The 24,197-nt window shown below is 76.7% G+C and carries 23 protein-coding genes and 1 pseudogene; 14 read left to right on the top strand and 10 right to left on the bottom strand.

Annotation, left to right across the window (positions count from 1 at the left end):
* Nucleotides 1-222 precede the first annotated feature (222 nt).
* The 3 genes from NFX44_RS05695 to NFX44_RS05685 form a co-directional block, all read right to left on the bottom strand.
* Entirely contained in the window at nucleotides 223-2,010 is a 1,788-nt protein-coding gene (locus NFX44_RS05695; protein ID WP_262282424.1) for a DNA polymerase Y family protein, read from the bottom strand.
* Nucleotides 2,007-2,780 carry a hypothetical protein gene (locus NFX44_RS05690; protein WP_262282423.1) on the bottom strand — a complete coding sequence of 258 codons (774 nt, stop codon included), beginning with the start codon at nucleotides 2,778-2,780 and terminating at the stop codon, nucleotides 2,007-2,009. The genes NFX44_RS05695 and NFX44_RS05690 overlap by 4 nt, the downstream gene beginning before the upstream one ends.
* A gap of 164 nt (nucleotides 2,781-2,944) precedes the next feature.
* The gene (locus tag NFX44_RS05685; protein ID WP_262282422.1) at nucleotides 2,945-3,448 is read right to left on the bottom strand and encodes an SAV_6107 family HEPN domain-containing protein; all 504 of its coding nucleotides are present in this window, start codon (nucleotides 3,446-3,448) and stop codon (nucleotides 2,945-2,947) included.
* A gap of 501 nt (nucleotides 3,449-3,949) precedes the next feature.
* Between NFX44_RS05685 and NFX44_RS05680 the strand changes: the two genes are divergently transcribed.
* From NFX44_RS05680 to NFX44_RS05670, 3 genes are read left to right on the top strand one after another with little or no spacing between them, the layout of a single operon-like run.
* Nucleotides 3,950-5,347 carry a ferredoxin reductase family protein gene (locus NFX44_RS05680; RefSeq protein ID WP_262282421.1) on the top strand — a complete coding sequence of 466 codons (1,398 nt, stop codon included), beginning with the start codon at nucleotides 3,950-3,952 and terminating at the stop codon, nucleotides 5,345-5,347.
* Nucleotides 5,348-5,367: 20 nt separating this feature from the next.
* On the top strand, nucleotides 5,368-5,865 hold the full coding sequence (locus NFX44_RS05675; protein WP_262282420.1) for an FMN-binding protein: 498 nt from the start codon (nucleotides 5,368-5,370) through the stop codon (nucleotides 5,863-5,865).
* Between the two features lie 7 nt (nucleotides 5,866-5,872).
* Nucleotides 5,873-6,682: an FAD:protein FMN transferase gene (locus NFX44_RS05670; protein ID WP_262282419.1), complete on the top strand. Its 810-nt coding sequence runs from the start codon at nucleotides 5,873-5,875 to the stop codon at nucleotides 6,680-6,682.
* Here the strand turns inward: NFX44_RS05670 and NFX44_RS05665 are convergent.
* Nucleotides 6,664-7,851 (bottom strand): FAD-dependent monooxygenase, encoded by a 1,188-nt coding sequence (locus NFX44_RS05665; RefSeq protein ID WP_262282418.1) that lies wholly within the window; start codon nucleotides 7,849-7,851, stop codon nucleotides 6,664-6,666. The genes NFX44_RS05670 and NFX44_RS05665 overlap by 19 nt on opposite strands.
* Nucleotides 7,852-7,924: 73 nt before the next feature.
* Between NFX44_RS05665 and NFX44_RS05660 the strand changes: the two genes are divergently transcribed.
* The 7 genes from NFX44_RS05660 to NFX44_RS05630 all read left to right on the top strand — a co-directional run bounded on the left by NFX44_RS05660 (nucleotide 7,925) and on the right by NFX44_RS05630 (nucleotide 13,974).
* On the top strand, nucleotides 7,925-8,650 hold the full coding sequence (locus NFX44_RS05660) for a TetR/AcrR family transcriptional regulator (protein ID WP_262282417.1): 726 nt from the start codon (nucleotides 7,925-7,927) through the stop codon (nucleotides 8,648-8,650).
* 106 nt (nucleotides 8,651-8,756) lie between these two features.
* Entirely contained in the window at nucleotides 8,757-9,245 is a 489-nt protein-coding gene (locus NFX44_RS05655; protein WP_262282416.1) for a YbaK/EbsC family protein, read from the top strand.
* Complete coding sequence (locus NFX44_RS05650) at nucleotides 9,242-9,973, top strand: monooxygenase (RefSeq protein ID WP_262282415.1); 732 nt, start codon at nucleotides 9,242-9,244, stop codon at nucleotides 9,971-9,973. The genes NFX44_RS05655 and NFX44_RS05650 overlap by 4 nt, the downstream gene beginning before the upstream one ends.
* On the top strand, nucleotides 9,970-10,542 hold the full coding sequence (locus NFX44_RS05645) for an N-acetyltransferase (protein ID WP_262282414.1): 573 nt from the start codon (nucleotides 9,970-9,972) through the stop codon (nucleotides 10,540-10,542). The genes NFX44_RS05650 and NFX44_RS05645 overlap by 4 nt, the downstream gene beginning before the upstream one ends.
* Nucleotides 10,539-11,351, top strand: coding sequence for a carotenoid biosynthesis protein (locus tag NFX44_RS05640; RefSeq protein WP_262282413.1), 813 nt, complete (start codon nucleotides 10,539-10,541; stop codon nucleotides 11,349-11,351). Before NFX44_RS05645 ends, NFX44_RS05640 begins: the two co-directional genes overlap by 4 nt.
* Nucleotides 11,348-12,475: a glycosyltransferase family 2 protein gene (locus NFX44_RS05635; RefSeq protein ID WP_262282412.1), complete on the top strand. Its 1,128-nt coding sequence runs from the start codon at nucleotides 11,348-11,350 to the stop codon at nucleotides 12,473-12,475. The genes NFX44_RS05640 and NFX44_RS05635 overlap by 4 nt, the downstream gene beginning before the upstream one ends.
* A gap of 11 nt (nucleotides 12,476-12,486) precedes the next feature.
* Complete coding sequence (locus NFX44_RS05630; protein ID WP_262282411.1) at nucleotides 12,487-13,974, top strand: NAD(P)/FAD-dependent oxidoreductase; 1,488 nt, start codon at nucleotides 12,487-12,489, stop codon at nucleotides 13,972-13,974.
* Nucleotides 13,975-13,995: 21 nt separating this feature from the next.
* Here the strand turns inward: NFX44_RS05630 and NFX44_RS05625 are convergent, their stop codons facing one another.
* The gene (locus NFX44_RS05625; protein WP_262282410.1) at nucleotides 13,996-14,685 is read right to left on the bottom strand and encodes a CDP-alcohol phosphatidyltransferase family protein; all 690 of its coding nucleotides are present in this window, start codon (nucleotides 14,683-14,685) and stop codon (nucleotides 13,996-13,998) included.
* A 44-nt stretch (nucleotides 14,686-14,729) separates the two neighbouring features.
* Nucleotides 14,730-15,647, bottom strand: a complete 918-nt coding sequence (gene metF / locus NFX44_RS05620) for a methylenetetrahydrofolate reductase [NAD(P)H] (protein ID WP_262282409.1) — start codon at nucleotides 15,645-15,647, stop codon at nucleotides 14,730-14,732.
* A 228-nt stretch (nucleotides 15,648-15,875) separates the two neighbouring features.
* Between metF and NFX44_RS05615 the strand changes: the two are divergent.
* Both NFX44_RS05615 and NFX44_RS05610 read left to right on the top strand, forming a co-directional pair.
* Nucleotides 15,876-16,100 (top strand): annotated as a pseudogene (locus NFX44_RS05615) (helix-turn-helix domain-containing protein); the annotation flags it as partial.
* A 282-nt stretch (nucleotides 16,101-16,382) separates the two neighbouring features.
* Nucleotides 16,383-17,465 carry a polyprenyl synthetase family protein gene (locus tag NFX44_RS05610; RefSeq protein ID WP_262282592.1) on the top strand — a complete coding sequence of 361 codons (1,083 nt, stop codon included), beginning with the start codon at nucleotides 16,383-16,385 and terminating at the stop codon, nucleotides 17,463-17,465.
* Nucleotides 17,466-17,560: 95 nt separating this feature from the next.
* On the opposite strand, the gene NFX44_RS05605 is transcribed toward NFX44_RS05610, so the two are convergent.
* Nucleotides 17,561-17,908: an Rv2175c family DNA-binding protein gene (locus NFX44_RS05605; RefSeq protein ID WP_262282591.1), complete on the bottom strand. Its 348-nt coding sequence runs from the start codon at nucleotides 17,906-17,908 to the stop codon at nucleotides 17,561-17,563.
* Between the two features lie 187 nt (nucleotides 17,909-18,095).
* On the opposite strand from NFX44_RS05605, the gene pknB reads away from it, so the two are divergent.
* Both pknB and NFX44_RS05595 read left to right on the top strand, forming a co-directional pair.
* Nucleotides 18,096-20,078, top strand: coding sequence for a Stk1 family PASTA domain-containing Ser/Thr kinase (gene pknB, locus NFX44_RS05600; RefSeq protein WP_262282408.1), 1,983 nt, complete (start codon nucleotides 18,096-18,098; stop codon nucleotides 20,076-20,078).
* Nucleotides 20,075-20,935 carry a deoxyribonuclease IV gene (locus tag NFX44_RS05595; RefSeq protein WP_262282407.1) on the top strand — a complete coding sequence of 287 codons (861 nt, stop codon included), beginning with the start codon at nucleotides 20,075-20,077 and terminating at the stop codon, nucleotides 20,933-20,935. Before pknB ends, NFX44_RS05595 begins: the two co-directional genes overlap by 4 nt.
* Nucleotides 20,936-21,013: 78 nt before the next feature.
* On the opposite strand, the gene NFX44_RS05590 is transcribed toward NFX44_RS05595, so the two are convergent.
* The 3 genes from NFX44_RS05590 to NFX44_RS05580 form a co-directional block, all read right to left on the bottom strand.
* Nucleotides 21,014-22,048 carry a low specificity L-threonine aldolase gene (locus tag NFX44_RS05590; RefSeq protein WP_262282406.1) on the bottom strand — a complete coding sequence of 345 codons (1,035 nt, stop codon included), beginning with the start codon at nucleotides 22,046-22,048 and terminating at the stop codon, nucleotides 21,014-21,016.
* Between the two features lie 28 nt (nucleotides 22,049-22,076).
* A complete protein-coding gene (locus NFX44_RS05585; RefSeq protein ID WP_262282405.1) occupies nucleotides 22,077-23,483 on the bottom strand; it encodes a class II 3-deoxy-7-phosphoheptulonate synthase in 1,407 nt (468 codons plus the stop codon).
* A gap of 114 nt (nucleotides 23,484-23,597) precedes the next feature.
* Entirely contained in the window at nucleotides 23,598-24,092 is a 495-nt protein-coding gene (locus NFX44_RS05580; protein WP_262282404.1) for a hypothetical protein, read from the bottom strand.
* Between the last annotated feature and the right edge of the window lie 105 nt (nucleotides 24,093-24,197).

Below are 24,197 nucleotides of genomic sequence, written 5' to 3'. Positions count from 1 at the left end.
GCGGGAGCGGGAGCGGGAGCGGGAGCGGGAGCGGGAGCGGGAGCGGGAGCGGGAGCCAATGGCGATCTGTTCACGTCATCAAGTTCGTAGCCTCCGACGGGTAGGAGCCGGCGCGGCACGTCGGCGCGACGCCCGACCGAAGCACGCTGCACGGTCGAGGCACGCCGCACGGCCGAGGCACGGCCCACGACCAGGGCACCCAGCGCGGCCGAGGCGCGGCGCTCAGTCATAGATCGCCTCCACCAGCCACTGGCCGCCCTCGACCGCGAGCAGCAGGGCGGCCCCGTCGGCCAGGCAGACCTGGAACCGGGCCCGGCGGCGGGCCTCGGCCGGCGCCCACCAGCGCTCGTCCACCGGCCACGGACCGGCCCAGCCGGTGATCTCGGCCGGGCCGCCGGCGCCGACGGTCAGCCGGGCCGGCGCCGCGCTGACCGCCAGCCGGGCGCTCACCACGACCGGCTCGCCGTCGGCGTCGTGCACGGCGGCGGGCAGCGGGGTGGGCAGCACCACGGCCGGCGCGGGCGGCGGGATCCGTCCCGGCCACGGCGGCACCGGCGCCGACCCGCCGCTGCGGGCCGGGCGGCCCCCCGAGCGCCCCACCGCACCGGCCCGGTCCGGCCGCGCCACCGCACCGGCCCGGGGCCGCCCGGTCGGCACCGCCGACGCGACAGCCGGGACAGGCGTGGCAGCCGGGACGGGCGCGGCAGCCGGCACGGGCCCCGCGGCCGGGACGGGCTCGACGGCCGGGGCGGGCTCGGCGGCCGGCAGGGGTGGCGGGCCGGGGCGGGCGGGCAGGCGCTCGTCGCCCCACGGGACCAGGCGCACCTGGTCGGCCGGGGAGCGCCCGCCGCCGAGCACGGCGGTGACCACCGCCTCGGGACCGAGGATGCCCTGCACCCGGCTCAACGCGCGGTGCGCCCGCTCCCGCTCCTCGCCCGTCTCCCCCCAGAGGCCGGGTTGCAGGCCGGCCTGGGCGAGCACCCCGGCCGGCACCAGCCGCAGCCGGATGATCCCGGCGGTGGGGCGGGCCGGGCGGGCGCCGCCCCGGCCGTTGCTGCCGGAGAGCCAGCCGTCGAGCTGCCAGCGGACCCGGTCGGCGATGGCCGCCGCGGTGAGCAGCCCGTCGTGCCGCCAGACCCGGTGCAGCTCCTGACCGTGCGCGGTGACCGCCTCGATGCCGAGCCGGGTGCAGGCCAGCCCGTGCGCGGCCAGCCGCTCGTGCAGTTGCTCGGCCAGCGTCCGGGCGGCGAACGCCGCGGCGTCGACCCGGTCGATCGGCTCGTCGTGGTCGGCGGTGACGGTCAGGTCGGCGGGCGGCTGCCGGACCGCGAGCGGCCGGTGGTCCCGGCCGGCGGCGAGCCGGTGGGCCAGCGCCCCGTCGAAGCCGAACCGGGCCAGCACGTCCCCGGCGGGCAGCGCGGCGAAGTCGCCGAGGGTGCGGACGCCCAGCCGGCGCAGCAGGTCGGTCAGGGTGGGTCGGCCGAGCGCCTCGACGGGCAGGCCGGCCAGGAACTCCGGGGTCCCGCCGGGAGGCACGATCCGCCCGTCCCGGGCGGCCAGCCCGGCGGCGAAGACCCCGTCGGCGATGCCGACCTGGCTCTCCACCGCGCAGGTCTGGGCGACGTGCTCGACGATCCGCTCGGCCGCCGCCTCCTCGCCGCCCAGGTAGCGGCTGGGACCCCGGGCGGCCAGCGCGCAGGCCCCGGGGCGGATCACCTCGACCCCGGCGACCACCTCCTCGACGGCGGCCACCACCGGCTCGAACGCCCGGGCGTCCCGGGCGGGATCGTGGTCGACGACGGTGAGCTGGGGGCAGCGGCCCTGCGCCTCCCGCCGGCGCAGCCCCCGGCGGACGCCCTCGGCGCGGGCCCGCTCGGAGCAGGCGACCACCCGGTTGGCGTGCAGTACGGCGACCGGGTCGGTGGCGGGCACCCCGTCGACGATCTCGGCGGCGAGGACCGGCCAGTCCGGGCACCAGAGCAGCAGGGTCCGCGCCGGCGCACCGCTCATGCCGACCCGACCACGGTGAACGGCCGGACGGCGGCAGCGGCGGCCGGGGCCACCACGCGGAACCGCCGGGGCGCGGCGGCGCGGACCGGGCCGCCGCCGGTCGCCCGCGGGATCACCCGGGTCAGCTCGTCGCCGGGCAGCCAGACCTTGATCTCCTTGGGGCGGGCGGCCGCGCCCCGGCCGCGGGCCGAGACGGTCACCTCCCGGCGGCGCAGCCGGCCCCGGCCCGGCCCGAGCCCCTCCCAGACCCCGCGGACCACCTGGAGCGTCACGTCCGCGCCGTCCCACCGGCCGTACGGGACGAGCACGCTGCCGCGCTGCCGGGCCCGGGCGGCCAGCCGGTTGGCGACCGAGGAGGAGACCGTGGTCGGCACGGCGGTGACCACCACGTCGACCCCGTCGATGAGCGCGGCGACGACGGTGGGCCACTCCGGCCCGGGGTTCGGCACCAGGGCGAGCCGGTCCAGGGCGATGCCGGCCTCGGCCGCCGCGCCCGCCCCGAAGGTGGGCACGCCGACCACGGCGCACCACGAGCCGGCCCGGGACGCCTCGGCGAGCAGGGCGAGGATCAGGGAGGTGGCCCCGCTGCGCCGGGGCTGGCCGGCGCCGACCGCGATGGTGCTGCCGCGCCGCAGCCCGCGGTTGGGCAGCAGCCCGGTCAGCTCGGGCCGGACGGGGAGCACCCGGTGGCCACCCGCCGGGTCGGGCGCGCTGGCCGGGCGTACCAGCTCGGCCAGGGCGGCGGAACCGACCACCATGCGGCCCGCCATCGGACCTACCCCCCGTCGTGTGTTCACCACGGGCACCGGCCCGTGGATGGTGCTTGGATCGTGCGGTGCGGGACGCGCGTGCGGCCCGGCGCGGCGTGCTCGCCGTCGCCGGGAGCGGCGCCCGGCCACCCGGGGTCCCGCCGGTGGTGGCCGGGCGCCGCGACTCAGGCGGCGGCTGCTCCGGGTCGCGGCAGGGCGTCAGGCACGCCGAGCCGGAGTGGCCGGTGCGGTTCGTCGAGCGCCGGTTGGTGTGCCAGGCCGAGCGCGGTCTCCACCACGGTCACGAACTCCTCGGCGGCGCGGAGCAGGTCGTCGGCCTCCCGGGCGGTGACCACCCGGGGGATGCCGGCCTCGGCGGCGGCCCGCTTGCTGGCCCCGGCCGCGAAGTAGGCGGCCCACTCGTCCAGCTCGGGGGCGACGGCGGCGAGCAGCACCCAGACGCTGGTGATCCGGTTGCGCCGGGTCGGTGCGGGGCGGGCGCGGGCGGCCAGCAGGGCGGCGGCGGCGCGCAGCGCGGCGAGGTGGGCGGCGGCGTACCGGAGACCGTCGGGGCGGGTCCGGGTGGCCTCGGCCAGCCCGTGGCGGGCCACCACGAGCAGTTGGGCGGGGGTGCGGTGCGGCAGCACGTGCGCGGGCACCGTGGGCGCCTGGGCCGGACTGGTCGACATGGTCTCTCCTCCGCGTGGGCCGGGGCGGGGCGGCCGCGCGACGGGGAACCGTCGCCCGGGACGCCCGGAACGGGCGGTGCGGAGGAAGACGCACCAGGTGGGGGCCGGCCGGGTGTGGATGCTTCCCCACACCACACCCGGCCGGCGTACCGGCGGGTCCGTCGCCCGCCGCCCGGGGGTCGTGGGCGGCGGGCGACGATCCTGCCTTGACGGGTCCGGACTCGCGACTGTCCGGAGCCCGGTGCGGTCCGCGGAACCGCACCTCCCGGGAGCCGGAGCCGCGAAACACCGCTCCCGGACGTTGGAACGAGCGTACGACTGAATCGAACACTCGTTCTAACTGCTCTGACAGTACACCTCCCCTCCGACGAAAACGCAACGTGTGGCGCGCCGGGAGACGACCGGATTCTCAGGGCGCGCACAGCACCGGCAAAGGAACCGCCGAGCTCCGGCCGCCAGGGTTGACCACATGAACGTCAGCCGTACCGGGAGGAAGCCCCGGTGACCGCCGCCGTCGCCGGCCGGCGAACCCCGCGCCGGACCCGGCCGGCGGCCCCGGCCTGGTGGGCCGACGTGGCCGGCGGCGCCGCGGCGCTCAGCCTGCTGGTGGTCACCGCGCTCTGGACCGCCGACCGCGGCGTGCAGGAGCTGCTGGGCGGCCCGGCCACCGGCCTCACCTCGCTCGGCCGGCTCGCCGGCCTGGTCAGCGCCGACCTGATGCTCGTCCAGGTGGTGCTCATGGCCCGGGTGCCGCTGATCGAGCGGCGCTTCGGCCAGGACCGGATCGCCCGCTGGCACCGGCTCACCGGCTTCACCTCGTTCCACCTGCTCCTGGCGCACGTGCTGCTGACCGTCCTCGGGTACGCCGGCACCACCCGCCGGGGGGTGCTCGCCGAGACCTGGGACCTCGTCGTCACGTACCCGGGGATGCTGCTGGCCACCGCGGCGCTGGCCCTGCTGGTGCTCGTGGTGGTGACCTCGGTCCGCGCGGCCCGGCGCCGGCTGCGCTACGAGTCCTGGCACCTGCTGCACCTGTACGCGTACCTGGGCGTCGCGCTGGCGCTGCCGCACCAGCTCTGGACCGGCGCGGACTTCGTCACCTCGCCGCTCGCCCGCGCCTACTGGTGGACCGTCTACCTGCTGGCGCTCGCCAGTGTGCTGGTCTGGCGGCTGGGGCTGCCCGCCTGGCGCTCACTGCGGCACCGGATCGAGGTGGCCGCCGTGGTCACCGAGGCGCCCGGGATCACCTCGGTCTGGCTGCGCGGGCGCGACCTGCACCGGCTGCCCGTCCGGGCCGGGCAGTTCCTGCTCTGGCGGTTCCTGGACGGGCCCGGCTGGTCCCGGGCCCACCCGTACTCGCTGTCCGCGCCGCCGAACGGCGACCTCATGCGGATCACGGTCAAGGACCTGGGCGACGGCAGCGCCCGGGTGGCCGCCCTGCGCCCCGGCACGCGGGTGCTCGTCGAAGGGCCGTACGGGCGGCTCACCGGGGAGCGCTGGCGCGGTGGCGGGATCACCATGCTGGCCTGCGGGGTCGGCATCACCCCCCTGCTGGCCCTGCTGTGGGAGCTGCCGTACGCGCCCGGCCAGGCGGTGCTGCTCTACCGCGCGCGTACCCCGGAGGACCTGGCCTTCCGTGCGGAGCTGGACCGGCTCGCCGCGGAGCGCGGGCTGGTCGTGCACCACCTGGTCGGCCCCCGGGCGGTGCACCCGTCCTGGCTGCCGGCCTACGCCGAGGGGCTCTCCGACGCGGAGGCACTGCGCCGGCTCTCCCCCGGCGTCGCCGGCCACGACGTCTTCCTCTGCGGGCCGGACGGCTGGGTCGACGCCGCCCGCGCCGCGATCCGCGCGGCGGGGGTCCCCGAGGCGCACACCCATCACGAACGCTTCGCCTGGTGACAGGCGCGAAGGGAGGATCCGTGCGACGGATCACCATCTGGCTGCTCTCCACGGTGGCCGCGCTGGTGCTGCTGTTCAGCTACCGGACCAGCACCATGGGCGCGGGTGGGGAGACCAGCGCGATCGCCTCCGGCTCGGACGGCCCGGCCGGCAGCGGCAGCTCCTGGACCGGCACGGACGACGGGTCGGGCTCGTCGAACGGCGACACGTCGAGCGGGGGCAGCGGCACGTCGAGCGGCAGCGGCACGGCCACCGGATCGGTGGCGCGGACCCGGTGGGGACCGGTGCAGGTGAGGATCACCGTCTCCGGCGGGAAGATCACCGACGTCACCGTGCTCCAGGTGCCGGACGGCAACCACCGGGACCAGGAGATCAACGACTACGCGGTGCCGATCCTGCGGCAGGAGGCCCTGACCGCGCAGAGCCCGCGGATCGACACCGTCTCGGGGGCCACCGTCACCAGCGACGGCTACCGCGAGTCCCTCCAGTCCGCCATCGACGCGGCGCACCTGAAGTGAGGACGCCATGAACCTGACCAGGGAACCCGACCGGCGCGCCTGGGTGGTCCAGGTGATGGGGCTGCCGGTCAGCGTGCACCTGCGCGGCCCCGAGGTGCGCACCGACGCGGTGGCCGAGCGGGTGGAGCGGGTCTTCGCCGAGCTGCGCGACGTGGACGCGACGTTCAGCACGTACCGGCCGGACAGCGTGCTGGGGCGGCTCGGCGGGGCGATGCCCGACCCGGCCGCCGTGGACCCGCTGGTGCGCGAGGTGGTCGAGCGCTGCGAGGCGGCCCGTGTCCGCACCGGCGGGTGGTTCGACGCCCGGCGGCTGCCGCTGCCCGGCGGAGGCACCGGCTTCGACCCGTCCGGCCTGGTCAAGGGGTGGGCGGTGGAGCGGGCCGCGCGCTGGTTGGCGCTGCCCGACCACGACCTGTGCCTCAACGCCGGCGGGGACGTGCTGCTGCGCACCGCGCCGGGCCGGCCGGCCTGGCGGGTCGGGATCGAGGACCCGGACCGCCCCGATCGGCTGCTCGACGTCGTCGCCCGCCCGCACGGCGCGGTCGCCACGTCCGGCACCGCGCGGCGCGGCGCGCACATCACCGACCCGCGCGCCGGCCGGCCGGCTCGGGCCGTCCGGTCGGTCACCGTGGTCGGCCCCGAACTGCTGTGGGCCGACGTGTACGCCACCGCGGCCGTCGCCCGCGGCGCGGACGCGCTCGACTGGCTGGCCACCCTGGACGGGTACGCGGCCCTGCTGGTGGACGCCGGCGGCGGGATCCGGGCCACCCCGAACTGGCCCGGCTCCCGACCGGCGGTTCAGACCCGCGCCGCGTAGTCGGGCAGGTCGGCCTCGGTGGCCAGCGAGTCGGTGCTGCGGACCAGCAGCGACCGGACCGGGCGGGTGGACAGCAGCCGGTCGCGCAGCCACAGCCCCCAGCCGGTGGCCGGGGCGAGGAAGTGGCCGGGGCTGGCGCCGCGCTGCCAGCGGCCGGCGTAGCCCCGCATCCGCCGCTCGTACGCGGGCAGCGCCACCCGGTGGTCGCCGCCGGCCAGGGCCAGCTCACCGGCGAGCACGTACGCCCCGACGAGGCCGGTGCCCACCCCCATCCCGCCGAGGGTCACCCCCCAGGCCGCGTCGCCGAGCAGCACCGCCCGGCCGGTGTGCCAGCGGGGCACGCTGACCCGGGCGATCGCGTCGAAGTACAGCTCGGGCGCGGCGCGCAGGCCGGCCAGCAGCCGGGGCACGTGCCAGCCCAGCCCGGCGAAGGCGTCGGTGATCAACGCCTTCTGCCGGTCGAGGTCGAGCCGGTCGTGGTCCTGCCGGGGCGAGGCGAACACGACGAGGGCGCCCGCCCGGCCCGGGGCGCGCTGGTCGGCGGCCACGCTGGCCATCCGGCCGGGCACGTTGTACTGCCGGGGGACGACGTCGAAGCCGTCGTCGGGCACGTCCCAGCCGGCCAGGTGGTAGCCGAGGTGGCGGACGTACGCCGACTCGGGCCCGAACGCCAGCCGCCGCACGCCCGAGTGCAGCCCGTCCGCACCGATCACCAGGTCGACGGTGCGGGAGGCGCCCCGGGCGAGGTCGACCCGCACCCCGTCGGCGGTCTCGGTGAGCGCGGTGATCCGGTCGCCGAACACGTACCCGACCCGGTCGGCGCCGTGCTCGTGGAGGATCCGGGACAGGTCCCGGCGGAGGACCTCCAGCTCGCCGCCGGCGAACTCGGCCGGCAGCCGGAAGATCTCCCGGTCGTGCTCGTCCACCCGGCTCATGGCGCCGGCGTGGGTCTGCACCGCGCGCAACTCGTCGAGCACGCCCATGGCGGCGAGCACGCCCAGGTGGGTGGGTCCCCGGAAGTCGACCGCGAAGCCGCTGGTCCGCAGCGCGGGAGCGGCCTCGACGACGGTGACCTCGGCCCCGTGCCGGGTCAGCCACCAGGCCACCGCCGGGCCGGCGACACCGGCGCCGGAGACGAGCACGCGGAAACCGCGAAGTGGAGTGGACATGTCATTCCCCGTTCTAAACTGTGTCCCTTGGATACAGAGTACTCTAGACACAGTTTCGGGCCGAGGACAAGGGGTGATCGTGGAGACCGGTGGCGCCGACCAGGGCCGGCTGCGGGAGCTGCTGTGGGGGACCCCGACCGGTCCCCGGCGCGGGCCGCGCCCCACCCTCACGCTGGCCGCGATCGCCCGCGCCGGCATCACCATCGCCGACGCCGACGGGCTCGACGGGCTGACCATGCAGCGGGTCGCCGAGTCGCTGGACGTCACCAAGATGGCGCTCTACCGGTACGTGCCCGGCCGCGCCGAACTGGTGGCGCTCATGCTGGAGACGGCGGTCGGCGAGCCGCCCCCACCCCCGGCCGGGGCCGACTGGCGCGGCCAGCTCGACGACTGGACCCGCCAGCTCTTCGACCGGTTCCGCCGGCACCCGTGGGCCCAGGCGACGACCGCCGGCCCCCGACTGCCCGGCCCGAACGAGCTGGCCTGGCTGGAACGGGTGGTCGCCGCCCTCGCCGGCACCGGGCTGACCGGCGCCGAGCAGCTCGACGTCGCGGTGCTGCTGGTCGGGCACGCCCGCAACCTGGCCCAGCACGCGCCGCCGGACGACGCGCCCGGCGCGGGCCGGGAGGCCGCCTTCGGCGCCCTGATCCGCGGCCGGGAGGAGCGGTTCCCGGCGCTGGACGCCGCCCTGCGCGACACCGACCCGCAGGCCGCCGACGCGGCCCTCGACTTCGGCCTGGCCCGGATCCTCGACGGCATCGAGGCGCTCATCACCGCCCGCTCACCCCGTCGACCATGAGGTTGTTGTCGCGACAGGCCGACGGCCGGCGCAACAACTTCGTGATCGACGCGCCCGGGGTGGGACCGGGCGCGGCGGGGCGGGCGCGGCGGGGAGAATGAACGGCATGCAGCCACACCCGAACGTGCAGGCGGTGCAGCGGGCGCTCGACGACGCGGGCGCGCGGGACGGCTCCGGCGGCCCGAGCCAGGTCCGTCTGCTGCCCGAGGCCGTGCACACCGCCGCCGCGGCAGCCGAGGCGCTCGGCGTCGAAGTCGGCGCCATCGCCAACTCGCTCGTCTTCGACGCCGACGACGCGCCCCTGCTGGTGCTCACCTCCGGCGCGCACCGGGTGGACACCGCCGGGCTGGCCGCGTCCCTCGGGGTCACCCACCTGCGCCGGGCCGCCCCGGAATTCGTCAAGCGGCACACCGGGCAGGTGATCGGCGGGGTCGCCCCGGTCGGGCACCCGCAGCCGCTGCGCACCATCGTGGACACCGCGCTGGCGGCGTACGACGAGGTGTGGGCGGCCGGCGGCGTGCCGCAGGCGGTCTTCCCCACCACGCACGCGGAGCTGCTGCGGCTCACCGCCGGCACCCCGCACGAGGTGGCGTGACTCCCGAGCTCGTCACGCTGCACGTGTGGCGGATCCCCCGCACGGCCGTCCCCCGGGCGCTGGCCCGGATGGCGACCCACCCGGCGCGGCTGCGCCGGATGCCCGGCGTCCGCTTCGCCAAGCTGCTCGGCACCGGGACCGGCACCGGCTTCGGCCCCGGCGACACCGACCTGACCCGGTGGGCCGCCCTGGTGGTGTGGGACTCCCCCGCCGCGGCGGCCGGCTTCGACGCCTCCCCGGTCGGCCGCTCCTGGGCCCGGCTCGCCCGCGCCCGCGTACGGGTGGAGCTGCGCCCGCTGACCAGCCGGGGCGAGTGGTCCGGCCACCGGCCGTTCGGTGAACCGTCCGGCGGGCGGGTCGCCGGGCCGGTGCTGGCGCTGACCCGGGCCCGGCTGCGGGCCCGGCGGGCGGTCACCTTCTGGCGGGCGATCCCGCCGGTCGCCGCCGCCCTGCACGCCGCGCCCGGGCTGCTCGCCCGGTTCGGCGTCGGCGAGGCCCCGCTGGGCTGGCAGGGCACGGTGAGCCTGTGGCGCGACGCGGCGGACCTCGTCGCGTTCGCGTACCGTCACCCGGAGCACCGGGCCGCGATCACCCGCACCCCCACCGAGGGCTGGTACGCGGAGGAACTGTTCGCGCGGTTCGCGGTGGCCGACGTGGTCGGCGACCGCGCGGTGCTGGGATGGGTCGCCCCCGAGAGCGGCCCGGAAGCGGCGAGAGGGAACGCATGAGGTTGGTGCGGTGGACGCCGGACGATCTGGTCCGGCGGCTGGACGACGTGGTGGCCGTCTACGGCGAGGCGATGGGCTACCGCGCCGACCTGCTGGAGGCCCGGCGCGGCTACATCGCCACCCACGTCCGCCGTCCCGGCTTCCGCGCCGTCGCCAGCCTGACCTCCGAGGGACACCTGGCCGGCTTCGGGTACGGCTACCTCGGCGCCGCCGGCCAGTGGTGGCACGACCAGGTGCACCGGGCGCTGGACGGCGAGGCCCGGCTGCGCTGGCTGACCCACTGCTTCGAGGTGGTCGAGCTGCACGTCCGCCCGCCCGCGCAGGGGCACGGCCTGGGCGCCGGCCAACTGCGCGCGCTGCTCACCATGGCCGAGGGGAGCACCACCCTGCTCTCCACGCCGGAGGCCGACGAGCAGAAGTCCCGGGCCTGGCGGCTCTACCGGCGGTTCGGCTTCGTCGACATCCTGCGCCACTTCCACTTCCCCGGCGACGAGCGGCCGTTCGGCGTGCTCGGCCGGGACCTGCCGCTGCCCCCGCCCGGCCCCGGCGGCGCACCGGACACTCCGTGATCCGGAAGCGGCTGCCCTGGGCGTTGCTGGCCGTCCTGGTCCTGGCCCAGATCTGCTACCCGCTCACCGGCGGCGCGACCCGGGCCGGGCTGACCGTGGCCACGGTCGGGCTCGGCTGGCTGCTCTCCGTCGGGCACGCCTTGCTCACCCGGGGTACGCGCACCGCGCTCGCGCTGGTCGCCGTGGCCACCGGCGGCGGCTTCGCGATCGAGGCGCTCGGCGTGGCGACCGGCTTCCCGTTCGGCAGCTACGACTACTCCGGCGAACTGGGCCCGAAGCTGGCCGGGGTGCCGCTGGTCATCCCGCTGGCCTGGACCTGGATGGCCTGGCCGGCCTGGCTCACCGCGGTCCGGCTCACCCGCTCCCGGCCGGGCCGGATCGCCCTCGCCGCGGTCGGGCTGGCCGCCTGGGACCTCTTCCTCGACCCGCAGATGGTGGCCGAGGGCTACTGGCGCTGGCGGGACGCCGTCCCGGCCCTTCCCGGACTGCCCGGCATCCCGGTCAGCAACTACCTCGGCTGGCTGCTCTTCGCGGTGCTGCTGACGGCCGCGCTGCGCCCGCTCGCCGGGCCGGCCGTCGACCGCACCGACGGGCGGGACGCGCCGATGTTCGCGCTCTACCTGTGGACGTACGCCTCCAGCGTGCTGGCGCACGCGGTCTTCCTCCGGCTGCCCGCCTCGGCGGCCTGGGGCGCGGCCGGGATGGCGGTGGCCGCCGTGCCGCTGGCGGTCACGCTGCTGCGCGCCCGCCGGCGCCGGGCCGGTGCCGGGGTGGCGGAACCGACGCCCCGCGTCGACGCGCCGGCATGATCCCCGCGCTGGTCCTGGTCGCGGCGGTCGCCGTGCTCACCGCGCACACCGTCGTCAACGCCACCGCCTGGCTGCGCCGCCCCGGCGCCGGCCCGGCCGAGGTCACCGAGGCGGTGGCGGTGCTGCTGCCGCTGCGCGACGAGGCCGACCGGGTCACCCCGTGCCTGCGCGCGCTGCTCGCCCAGCGCGGCGTGCCCGAGCTGCGGATCGTGGTGCTCGACGACGGCTCGACGGACGGCACCGCCGACGTGGTCCGCGCGGTGGCCGGCGACGACCCGCGGGTCACCCTGCTCACCGGGGTCGCCCCGCCGCCCGGCTGGCTGGGCAAGCCGCACGCCTGCTGGCAGCTCGCCACCCGCACCGACCCGGCCCCGACCGTGCTGGCCTTCGTCGACGCCGACGTGGTGCTCACCCCGTACGCCGTGGCGGCGGCGGTGACCGGGCTGCGCGCGGCGGGCGCGACGCTGCTGTCGCCGTACCCCCGGATCGTGGTGCGGACGGCGACCGACCGCCTGGTGCAGCCGCTGCTGCAGTGGTTGTGGCTGACCTTCCTGCCGCTGCGCGCGATGGAACGCTCGCCGCGGCCGTCGCTCGCCGCGGCGGGCGGGCAGTTCCTGGTCGTGGACCGGGCCGGCTACCTGCGGGCCGGCGGGCACGCCGCGGTGGCCGACCGGGTCCTGGAGGACATCGAGCTGGCCCGCGCCGTGAAGCGGTCCGGCGGCCGGATCGCCCTGGCCGACGGGTCCCGGCTGGCCGCCTGCCGGATGTACGACAGCTGGCCGCAGCTGCGCGACGGCTACACCAAGTCGCTCTGGGCCTCCTTCGGACATCCGGCCGCCGCCGCCGTGGTGGTGGCCCTGCTGCTCCTGCTCTACACCGCTCCCCCGCTGGTCGCGCTCGGCGCCCTGGTGGCCGGCGCGCCGGTGACGGCCGGGCTCGCGCTGGCCGCCTACCTGCTCGGCGTCGCCGGGCGGGTGGTCAGCGCCCGCGCCACCGGCGGGCGGGCCTGGCCCGACGCGCTGGCACACCCCGTGTCGGTCGTGGTCCTCGGTTGGCTGACCCTCCGGTCGTACCATCTGCGGAAGCGGCGCCGGCTCACCTGGCGGGGTCGCCCGATCAGCTAGGAGGCGGCGGCATGGCGCGGATCGTGGTCATCGGCGCCGGCGTGGGCGGTCTGGCCGCCGCCGCCCGGCTGGCGGTCACCGGGCACGAGGTCACCGTCCTCGAACGGGCCGGCACGGTCGGCGGCAAGCTCGGCCGGCACCGGCACGACACCCCCGAGGGGTCGTGGCACTTCGACACCGGGCCGAGCCTGGTCACCCTGCCCCAGGTGTTCCACGACCTGTTCGAGGCGACCGGCGCGAAGCTCGACGAATACCTGGACCTGGTGCCGCTGGACCCGATCGTCCGGCACGTCTTCCCCGGCGGCGGCCCCACCCTGGACTCCTGCGCCGACCCGGCCGAGTTCACCGCCCGCGTCGGCGCGGCGTTCGGCGACCGCGCCGCCGCCGACTGGCAGCGGCTCTGGCGGCGGGCCGGCCGGGTGTGGGCGGCCTCGCACCGGGACGTGCTGCGCCGCACCGTCGACTCCCCCCGGGACCTGGCCGCGCTGGCCTGGCGGCTGGGTGACCTCGCCGCCATCGGCCCCGGCCGCACCCTGCGCGGGCTGAGCCGCCGGCACCTGGCCGACCCGCGGCTGCGGATGCTGCTGGACCGCTACGCCACCTACACCGGCGCCGACCCCCGCCGCGCCCCGGCCGCGCTGGTCGCCGTCCCCTACGCCGAACTGGCGTACGGCGGCTGGTACCTGCGCGGCGGGCTGGGCACCCTGGCCGACGCGCTGCTGTCGCGCTGCCTGGACCTCGGCGTCGTGGTGCGGACCGGCGCCACGGTCACCCGGATCGACGCGGCCGGCGGCCGGGTCCACGGCGTACGCCTCGCCGGGGTGGCCGCCCCCGTCCCCGCCGACGTCGTGGTGGCCAACGTCGACGCGCTGACCCTCTACCGGGACCTGCTGCCCACCCCGCGCCGGCTGGCCGCGCTCACCGACCGCAGCCTGGCCGGATTCGTGCTGCTGCTGGGCGTCCGCGGCGACTCCGGGCTGGCCCACCACACCGTCTTCTTCCCCCGCGACCACGACGCCGAGTTCGACGCGGTCTTCGGCGACCCGGGGCGGGGCGTCCGGGCCCGGCCCGCGCCCGACCCCACCGTGTTCGTCACGGTGGCCGACGACCCGGCGGTCCGCCCGGCCGGGCACGAGGCGTGGTTCGTGCTGGTCAACGCGGCCCGCCACGGCACGGCCGCGGGCGCGGTCGACTGGCGGCGGCCGGGGCTGGCCGAGGCGTACGCCGACCGGATCCTCGACGTGCTCGCCGAGCGGGGCGTGGACGTGCGGGACCGGCTGGCGTTCCGGGAGATCCGCACCCCGGCCGACCTGGACGCGGCGACCGGCGCGCCGGGCGGGGCGATCTACGGCACCGCGGGCGGGCTGCTCCGCCCGGCCAACCGGGGCCCGGTGGCCGGGCTCTGGCTGGTCGGCGGCTCCAGCCACCCCGGCGGCGGCCTGCCCATGGTGACGCTGTCCGCGGAGATCGTCGCCGACGCCATCGGCCCGGCCTGGTAGGAGCCCGGCCGGGACGCGGGGTCAGCCGGCGTCGACCAGGGCGCGGCGGACGGCGGAGAGCAGCTGGCCGAGGCCGAAGCCGGCCAGCAGCACCCAGACCGTGGTGGCCATGGTGATGGTGCCGGCGGTCAGGTCGGTGTCGATCAGCCCGGTGAGGCCCGCGACCACCAGCCCGACCAGGGCCACGCACACCCGGGTGGGCCGCTCCCCCACGGTCACCGCGCCGATCTCCCGCATGCCGGCCGAGACCGCCCGGGCCCGCACGTACTCGTGCAGCCAGGACAGGCCTCCGGCCGCGGCGACCAGCGCCCCGGGCGCGCCGAGCAGCCAGAACGCGGTCAGCCAGGCGGCCTCGCCGAGCCGGTCGGCCACCGAGTCGTAGACGTAGCCCAGCCGGGTGGTGCGGTTGGTCGCCACCGCCACCGCGCCGTCGACGCTGTCCGCCACCGCCGCGAGCAGCACGAACAGCGCGCCCAGGAACGGCCCGTCGCCGGCCCGCCCCACCAGCAGGGGTACGCAGAGGCAGAGCAGCACCCCGACCACGGTCACCGGGGTGGGGCCGACCCGCAGCCGGCCCAGGATGTAGCCCACGTGGTAGGCGAAGCGCAGCCAGGCGCGGACCACCGGCGCGGCCGCCCGGGGGTCGAAGCCGCCGTGCAGCCGCGCCCACGCGGTCGCGTACTGGTCCCAGTTCAGGTGTGTGCCCACCACGGATCAACCGTAGAAGGGCGGCGGCGGTGGCGTGGGCCGGGTGCTCACACCCGCGCGTCGGCGCGCAGGCGCTGCCAGACCTCGCGGGTGGCGGTGGACCGGTTGAGGGTGATGAAGTGGATCCCCGGCACGCCCTCGTCCAGCAGTTTCGCGCACATCTCGCCGGCCTGCTCGACGCCGAGCCGGCGGACCGCCTCCGGGTCGTCGGCCACGGCGGCGAACCGCTCCGCGAGGGCCGGCGGGAAGGGCGCGCCGGAGAGCTGCACGGACCGCTCGATGGTGCCCAGCTGGGTCACCGGCATCACCCCGGCCAGGATCGGGGTGTCGCAGCCCGCGGCGGCCACCCGGTCACGCAGCCGCAGGTAGTCGTCGGCGTCGAAGAACATCTGGGTGATCGCGAACTCGGCCCCGGCCCGGCACTTGCGGACGAAGTGCGCGGTGTCGCTGGCCACGTCGGGCGAGCGGGGGTGCTTGTAGGGGAACGCGGCCACCCCGACGCTGAAGTCACCGGCGTCCCGCACCAACCGGACCAGCTCCTCGGCGTACCGCACGCCCTCCGGGTGCCTGACCCACTCGCCGCCCGGGTTGCCGGGCGGGTCGCCGCGCACGGCCAGCACGTTGCGCACCCCCACCGAGGCCAGCCGGCCGATGACGTGCCGCAGCTCGGCGACCGAGTGGTCGACCGCGGTGAGGTGCGCCATCGGCAGCAGGGTGGTCTCGGTGGCGATCCGTTCGGTCACCGCGACCGTCGTGTCCCGGGTCGAACCGCCCGCGCCGTAGGTGATCGAGACGAACGAGGGGCGCAACGACTCCAGCTCGCGGATGGCCTGCCAGAGCAGGCGCTCCCCCTGCGGGGTCTTCGGCGGGAAGAACTCGAAGGAGAAGGTGGGTCGGCCGTGACGGATCAGCTCCCCGATGGCCGGCTGGGGATTGGGAAGGACCGAGGGAAGACCGAGCGCCACGGACCGACTGTAACCGGCGGGTGCGGGCCGACCCAGGATCTTCCCAGCCCGCGAGCACGAGGGCGGCGGAGCGTCGTACCCCGGGGGTAGGAAGGGGGCAGCGCGGTGGGGCCGGCCGGTGGCCGGTCCCGGGGGGCCCGCGCGGGGGTCGCCACGATCGGCGACGCGCCGGTCCGGCACCGCCGGGCGGCCGCGCCGCCACCCGCGCCGTCGCCCCGGGAGGACCCGATGACCCCGTCCACGCCACCCGGCCCGCGCCAGTTCGGGCCGCTCCTGGCCGAGCTGCGGGCCGCTCGCGGCTGGAGCCAGCAGCGGGTGGCCGCCGAGCTGTGCGCGGCCGCCGGCGTGCCGACCCTGACGCGGCACGAGGTGTCCCGGTGGGAGCGGCAGCGCCGGCTCCCCGGCGACTTCTGGTCCGGCTGGCTGGCGGTGGTCCTCGGGGTGCCGGGCGAACTGCTCGCCGAGGCCGCCGCGCGCAGCCGCCGCCTCGCCCGGCCCGCGGCCGCCGCCGCGCCGGGTGGCCCTCGCCGGCCGGTCGCGCGCCGCCGGGCCGGCGTCGGCCGGGGCCGCCCGGACCGGCGCCGCCGACCCGGGCCGCGCACCACCCCCACCTCCCGGTCGCCCCGGCGGGCGGTCCCCGGGCGCCGCCGGCACGTCGGACCCGGCCCAGGCGACGCGCGGCACGCCGGGACGGCGGTCGGGCGTCAGCGGCGGGGACCGGCTAGCGTCGTCGGCGTGACCCACGCTGCTCCCGTTTCCCCCGTCGACCGCGCCGGCCTGCGCCAGCGGATCGACAAGGCCCTCACCGAGTTCCTGGCCGGCCAGCGCGGTTGGCTGACCACCCTCGACGAGGGCCTGGTGCCCGTCGCCGAGACGATCGAGGCGTTCGTGCTGGGCGGCGGGAAGCGACTGCGCCCGGCCTTCGGCTACTGGGGCTACCGGGGCGCCGGCGGGGTCGACTCCGACCAGGTGGTCGCCGCCCTGGCCGCGCTGGAGTTCGTGCAGGCCAGCGCGCTGATCCACGACGACCTGATGGACCGCTCGGACACCCGCCGGGGCGAGCCGGCGGTGCACCGGCGGTTCGCCGCCCGGCACCGCGCGGCCGGCTGGAGCGGCGACCCGGACGGGTTCGGCGACGCGGCGGCCATCCTGCTGGGCGACCTCTGCCTGGTCTGGTCCGACGAGGTGCTGCACTCCGCCGGCCTGGACCCGCGCACGGTGGCCCGGGCCCGGCCGGTCTTCGACGAGATGCGCACCGAGGTGACCGTCGGGCAGTACCTGGACGTGCTCACGCAGGCCACCGGGGACACCTCGCTGGAGCGGGCCGGCAAGGTGGCCCGCTACAAGTCGGCGAAGTACACCGTCGAGCGGCCGCTGCTGCTCGGCGCCGCCCTCGCCGACGCCCCGGCCGAGGTGCACGCGGCCTACTCGGCGTACGGGCTGCCGCTGGGCGAGGCGTTCCAGCTCCGCGACGACGTGCTCGGGGTGTTCGGCGATCCGGGGCGCACCGGCAAGCCGGCCGGCGACGACCTGCGCGAGGGCAAGCGGACCTATCTGGTGGCGGCGGCCCTCGAGGCGCTCGACGACGCCGGCCGCGACCTGCTGCTCGGCGGCCTCGGCGACCCCGGGCTGGACGCCGCCGGGGTGACCCGCCTGCGCGAGCTGATCACGGTGAGCGGCGCCCTGGACCGCACCGAACGGCGCATCACCGCCCTCACCGAGAGCGCCCTGGCCGCCCTCACGACCGTCGACCTGGACACCGAGGCCCGCCAGTCCCTGGTCGACCTGGCCATAGCCGCCACCCGCCGCACCGACTGACCGCACCCCCGCCCCGCCGGGCGATCATGAGGTTGACGGCGGAGTCGATCTCCGATCGTGCCGCCAACCTCATGATCGACGGGTCGGGGTGGCTCTCAGAAGCCCAGGGCCTGGGCCCGGCGCTTGACCTCGCGGGCCTGGTCGCCGGCGAGGGTGGCCGCCGGGGTGGTGCCGGCGAGGGTCGGGTCGGGCTGGTAGAGCCAGCGCAACGCCTCCTCGTCGTCGTACCCGGCGTCGGCGAGCAGGTTGAGCACGCCGGGCAGGTGCTTGAGCACGGTGCGGTTGGCCACCAGGTCGGCCGGGATCCGGCGGACGCCGTCGCGGCGCACCGCCAGCAGCTCCCGGTCGCGGATCATCTGGTGCACTTTGCTGATCGACAGGTCGAGGCGCTCGGCCACGTCCGGCAGGGTCAGCCAGCCGGCCGGGTCGGTCGGTCCGGGCAGGTCGGCCCCGGTGGTGGCGCTCTCGGCGGGTACGGAATCGGTCACCCGACCACCCTGCCACGTGCCCGGCGGGGCCGGTCGGCGGCACCCCGTACCGCGGCGGGAGCGTGCGCCGGTGCCGCCCGTCGCATGCCGGCTGTAGCATCCTGTTCAACCTTCACCCTCCCGACACATAGACTGCCTGCCGATGGACACACAGGTCGCCGACACGTTGCTGGGCTCGCTGATCGACGGGCGCTACCGCATTCGCGGTCGCGTGGCCCGTGGCGGCATGGCGACCGTGTACACCGCCACCGACGAGCGCCTGGAGCGCACCGTGGCGGTCAAGATCATTCACCCGACCCAGGCGCCCGAGGCCCGGGCCCGGATGGCCGGCTTCGTCGCGCGCTTCACCGACGAGGCCAAGACCATCGCCCGGCTCACCCACCCCAACGTGGTGGCGGTCTACGACCAGGGCAGCCACGCCGGCCTCCCCTACCTGGTGATGGAGTACGTGCGCGGCCGCACCCTGCGCGACGTGCTCGCCGAGCGGCGTCGGCTCAACCCGGACGAGGCACTGGCCATCGCCGAGCAGATGCTCGCCGCGATCGCCGCCGCGCACCGGGCCGGCCTGGTCCACCGCGACGTCAAGCCGGAGAACGTGCTGGTCGCCGAACCGCCCACCGGCGGCACCGCCAGCCTGGTGGACAGCGTGGTCAAGGTGGCCGACTTCGGGCTGGCCCGCGCGGTCGAGGCGAGCGCCGAGGAGGAGAACGGCAACCAGCTCATGGCCACCGTGGCCTACGTGGCGCCGGAGCTGGTCACCCAGGGCCACTCGGACCCGCGCACCGACGTGTACTCCGCCGGCATCGTGCTGTTCGAGATGCTCACCGGCCGGGTGCCCTACGACGGCGACCGCCCCGTGGAGGTCGCCTGGCAGCACGTCGACCGCGACGTGCCGGCCCCGTCGACCCTGGTGCCGGCGCTGCCCCCGGTCCTCGACCGGCTGGTCGCCCGGGCCACCCGGCGCGACCCCGCCGCCCGCCCGGCCGACGCCGGCGCGCTGCTCACCGAGGTGCAGGCCGCGCGGGACGAGCTGGGCAACGGCAACTCGCACACCGCGGTGCTGCGGCAGGTGGGTGACGAGACGAGCGTGCTCGCGCAGCCCACCATGGTGGTGGCGGCGGTCCGCCCGGCCGAGCGCCCCGCCTGGGCCCGGCTGCCCGAGGGCGGCCCCCAGCGCACGCACCGCCGTCGCGCCGTCGAGGACGAGGGCCTGGGCGCCCGGCTGGCCGGGCTGCGCACCCGGGTGATGGGCTCGCCGCGTGGCCGGCTGGCGGTCGCCGCGGCGGCCGTGGTGCTCGGCCTGGTGGCCGCCCTGGGCGGCTGGTGGTTCGGGGTGGGCCGCTACACGGTCGCACCGCAGCTGGTGAGCCTGAGCAAGGCCGACGCGGAGGCGCAGGCCACGCGGGGCGGCTTCGCCCTGCGCTTCGCCGAGCCCCGCTACGACGAGAAGATCCCCAAGGACACGGTGCTGGGCCAGGACCCGGTCTCCGCCACCCGGATCGTCAAGGGCGGCACGATCACGCTGACCCTGTCGCTCGGTCCGGAACGGCTGCCGGTGCCGGACGTGGTGGGCAAGGACTTCGCGCTGGCCGAGGCCGAGCTGACCGACGCGAAGCTGGTGCCGGTCAAGGGCAGCTCCCGCTACGACGACGCGCTGCCGGCCGGGGTGGTGCTCGCCACCGACCCGAAGGTGGGCACGGTGGTCAAGCCGGGTGCGAAGGTGACGGTGGTCCTGAGCAAGGGCCGCGCGCCGGTGTCCGTGCCGAACCTGGTGGGCAAGAACCTCGGCGAGGCCCGCGCCACCCTCAGCCGGCTCGGGCTGACCCCGGTCGAGACGTACAAGGACTCCGACAAGCCGAAGGACGAGGTCCTCGGGCAGAGCCCGGCCGACGGCACCGGCGTGGAGAAGGGCACCCAGGTCAAGCTGGACGTCAGCAAGGGCCCCGCCCAGGTGCCCGTCCCCCGGGTGGTCGACCTGCCGTGCCAGCAGGCCAAGCAGGTGCTGGAGAGCCAGGGCTTCCCGGTCAACATCCAGCTCAACCCCAACGGGGTGGCGCGCTTCCAGAACCCGGGCGAGAACACCCCGGTGCCGCCGGGCACCCCGGTCACGGTGACCTGCCTGTGAGCACCCGGCGGCGGGTCGGCTCGCACACCCCCACCTCCGGCGGCCTGGCCAGGGCGGCGCTGCCCTACGCCGACGCGGCCGCGTCCGAGGTGGTGCAGGTCTACGTCTCGAACTCCCGGGGCTGGGCGCTGCCGGCGGGCGACCCGAAGCAGGACGTGCTGTTCCGGGACGGCTGCGGCGAGCGCGGCCTGCCGGTCTTCATCCACGCCTCGCTGCTGGTCAACCTCGGTTCTCCCACCCCGGCCACGGTCGAGCGGTCGGCGGAGACCCTGGCGCACGCGTTGCGCCGGGGCCGGGCCATCGGCGCCGAGGCCGTGGTGTTCCACGCCGGGAGCGCCGTCGACGCGGGCCACGCCGAGGCGGCCATGCGGCAGGTCCGTGACGCCCTGCTCCCGCTGCTGGACGAGGCCGCGGCCACCGGCGGGCCGATGCTGCTGGTCGAGCCGAGCGCCGGGGGCGGCCGGTCACTGGCCTCCCGGGTCGAGCACCTGGGCCCCTACCTGGACGTGGTGGACCGCCACCCGATGCTGGGCGTCTGCTTCGACACCTGCCACGCCTGGGCGGCCGGGCACGACCTGGCCGCCGAGGGCGGGATGACCGCGACGCTGGACGCGCTGGTCGCGGCGGTGGGCGCGGACCGGCTGAAGCTGGTGCACGCGAACGACTCGAAGGACCTGTGCGGCTCGACCCGGGACCGGCACGAGAGCATCGGCAAGGGCACCATCGGCGAGCCCGCGTTCGCGGAGCTGATGCGCCACCCCGCCACCGCCGGCGTCCCCGTCCTGGTGGAAACCCCGACCGAGAAGCACGTGGGGCACGCCGCCGACATCGCGACCCTGAAGCGCCTGCACCCCTGACCCCGCCCGGGCCCCCGCCGGGGTTGATCAGGAGGCGACGCGAAGCTCCTGATCAACAGGGGCGGGGACGCGGACGGGTCAGGCGCGCAGGAGCGTGGTCAGGATCTCGGCGGCCCGGTCGATCTGGTCGTCGGTGGCATCCAGGTGCGTGACCAGGCGGGCGGTACGCGGGCCGAGCACCGAGATCAGCAGGCCCCGCTCCCGGGCGGCCGCCGCCAGGGCGGGCGCGTCGAGCGGGTGCTTGGCCAGGTCGAGCGGGACGATGTTGGTCCGCACCGCGGTCGCGAGCACCCCGTACGGGGCGACCGCCTCGGCCAGCCGGGCGGCCTTGGCGTGGTCCTCGGCGAGCCGCTCGACGTGGTGGGCCAGCGCGTACCGGCCGGCGGCCGCGAGGATGCCGACCTGCCGCATGCCGCCACCCATCCGCTTGCGGACGAACCGCGCCCGGGCGATCTTCTCGGCGCTGCCGACCACCAGCGAGCCGACCGGCGCGCCGAGGCCCTTGGAGAGGCAGACCGAGAGGGTGTCGAACAGCGCCCCGTACTCGGCCAGCGGCACCCCGTCGGCGACGTGCGCATGCCAGATCCGGGCGCCGTCGCAGTGCAGGGCGAGCCCGTGGTCGTCGGCGACCCGGCGCAGCTCCCGCAGGGTCGCCAGGGGGATCACCCCGCCGCCGCCCCGGTTGTGGGTCTGCTCGACGGCGATGGCCCGGGTCGGCACCGCGAAGTAGCCGTCCGGCCGGACCATCCCGGCCACCACCTCGGGGTCGACTTCCGCACCCACCGCCGGCCAGGTCCGCGAGGAGATGCCGCCGTACGCCGCCGCGGCGCCGATCTCGTACGTGACCACGTGCGCGTCGGCGTCGCAGAGCAGCTCGTCCCCCGGCGGGACGACGAGCTGGAGGGCGATCTGGTTGGCCATCGAGCCGCTCGGGGCGAACAGCGCCGCCTCGTGCCCGAAGAGCGCCGCGACCTCGGCCTCCAGGGCGGCGACGGTCGGGTCCTCCCCGTAGACGTCGTCGCCGACCTCGGCGGTCGCCATCGCCTCGCGCATCCCGGCGGTGGGCCGGGTCACGGTGTCGGACCGCAGATCGATGAATTCAGCCACTGTCATCCTTTCGGCCGCCGGAGGGCCCGCGGGGTCAGCCACGGAGCATCTCCGCCACCAGGAAGGCCAGCTCCAGCGACTGCTGGGTGTTCAGTCGCGGGTCGCAGGCGGTTTCGTACCGGTCGGGCAGGTCGAGGTCCTCGATGCCCTGGGCGCCGCCCAGGCACTCGGTGACGTCCTCGCCGGTCAGCTCGACGTGCAGGCCGCCTGGGTGGGTGTCCAGGCCGCGGTGCACCTCGAAGTAGCCGAGCACCTCGTCGACGATCCGGTCGAAGTGCCGGGTCTTGTAGCCGTTCGAGGACTCGTGGGTGTTGCCGTGCATCGGGTCGCACTGCCAGACGACCTTGGCACCGGCGGCGGTGACCTTGGCGACGATCGGGGGCAGGGCGTCCCGGACCCGGTGGTTGCCCATCCGGCTGATCAGGGTGAGCCGGCCGGGGATGTTGTCCGGGTTGAGCTTCTCGCACAGCTCGATGGCCTCGTCCGGGGTGGTGGTCGGGCCGAGCTTGACCCCGATCGGGTTGGCGATCCGGGAGATGAAGTCGAGGTGCGCCCCGTCGAGCTGCCGGGTCCGCTCGCCGACCCACAGGAAGTGACCGGACAGCCCGTACGCCCGGTTGCCCGAGATCCGGGTGAGCGCCCGGTCGTACTCCAGCGCCAGCGCCTCGTGGGAGCAGTAGAGGGTGACGGTGCGCAGCGCCTCGTCGTCGGTCATCCCGCAGGCGCGGATGAAGGCCAGCGCGCGGTCGATCTCCCGGGCGATGGCCTCGTAGCGCTCGCCGGCCGGGGACTGCTTCACGAAGCCCTTGTTCCAGTCGTGCACCGCGTGCAGGTCGGCCAGCCCGCCGGCCAGGTACGCCCGGAGCATGTTCATGGCGGCGGCGGAGTTCGCGTACGCCCGGATCATGCGTTGCGGGTCGGCGACCCGCGCCTCCGGCGTGGCCTCCAGCGAGTTGATCATGTCACCGCGGTAGGCGGGGAGGCCGCGCGCGTCGGTGGGCAGCGACCGGGGCTTGGTGTACTGGCCGGCGACCCGGGCCACCTTGACCACCGGCAGCGACGCGCCGTAGGTCAGCACGATCGCCATCTGGAGCAGGGTGCGGGCGTTGGCCAGCAGGTGGCTCTCGGTGTTGTCGGCGAAGGTCTCCGCGCAGTCGCCGCCCTGGAGCAGGAACGCCTTGCCCTCGCAGACCAGCGCCAGCCGCTGCCGGAGCTGGTCGACCTCGTAGGGGGCGACCACCGACGGCACGGTGTCCAGCACCTTGCAGACCGCGGCGACCTGCTCCTGGTCCGGCCAGGGCGGGGTCTGCGCGCGCGGCAGCTCCCGCCAGCGGTCCAAACCGAGGGCCGCGTCCTCGGCGGAGTCGGCGGTCGGACGACTGGTCTGGAGCCCCGGGCTGCCCACCGCGGGGTGACTCAGCTGATGCCACTCATGGCGCATGGGGGAAAGCGTACGGCGACGGCCGGGACCGCCCGCCGCCGAGGGGGACGGTTCCGGTGGTTGGGAGATCAGCGACACATCCGGGGACCGCCGCAGGTCGGGGCGGGTGCGGGGTCAGGGGGTGATCCCGGGCTCCGGGGTGTTGCCGCCCAGCGCCTCGCCGGCGATGCACCAGTCGGCGCCCGTGCGGGTGACCGTGAACAGCAGCGAACGGGTGGCCTTGCGGGACCCGACGGCCACGGTGACCGAGGTGCTCACCTCCTCGCCGTGCGGGCCGGACCGGACGTCGGTGATGGTGGCCTGCGGGACCGTGAAGTGGTCCGCGAAGTCGCCGTTCGGGCCGGTGGCGGCGGCGTCGAAGGCGGTCTGCATGGGCGCGCAGAGCTGGCTGCGGCCGGCGTCGACGTCCTTGGCCGCCATCGCGTCCAGGTACGCCTGGACCCGCTCCCGGCTCTTGGCCGCCGCCTCCTCGGCCGGCGCCCGCTGGGACTGGCTGGCCGGGCCGCCCGGGGTGTCGTCCCCGCCGCCGAGGCCGCAGCCGGCCAGCGTGACCGGCAGGAGCGCGAGCAGGGCCGCGCCGGCCACCGCCCGCGGGTGCGTCAGGCCCATCGGTCCCCTTCCCTCGGCGCGGACATCGGCACATGCCGAGCGGCGAGTCTGTCACATCGACGTCGCCGGATGCCGGCCCGCGGGGGCGCCGACGGCCGCCGCCAC

Source organism: Micromonospora sp. MA102, from assembly GCF_025460765.1.
Lineage (GTDB): Bacteria > Actinomycetota > Actinomycetes > Mycobacteriales > Micromonosporaceae > Micromonospora > Micromonospora halotolerans.
Note: the sequence above shows the minus strand (reverse complement) of the source record. Positions and strands in the feature narration are given on the sequence as shown.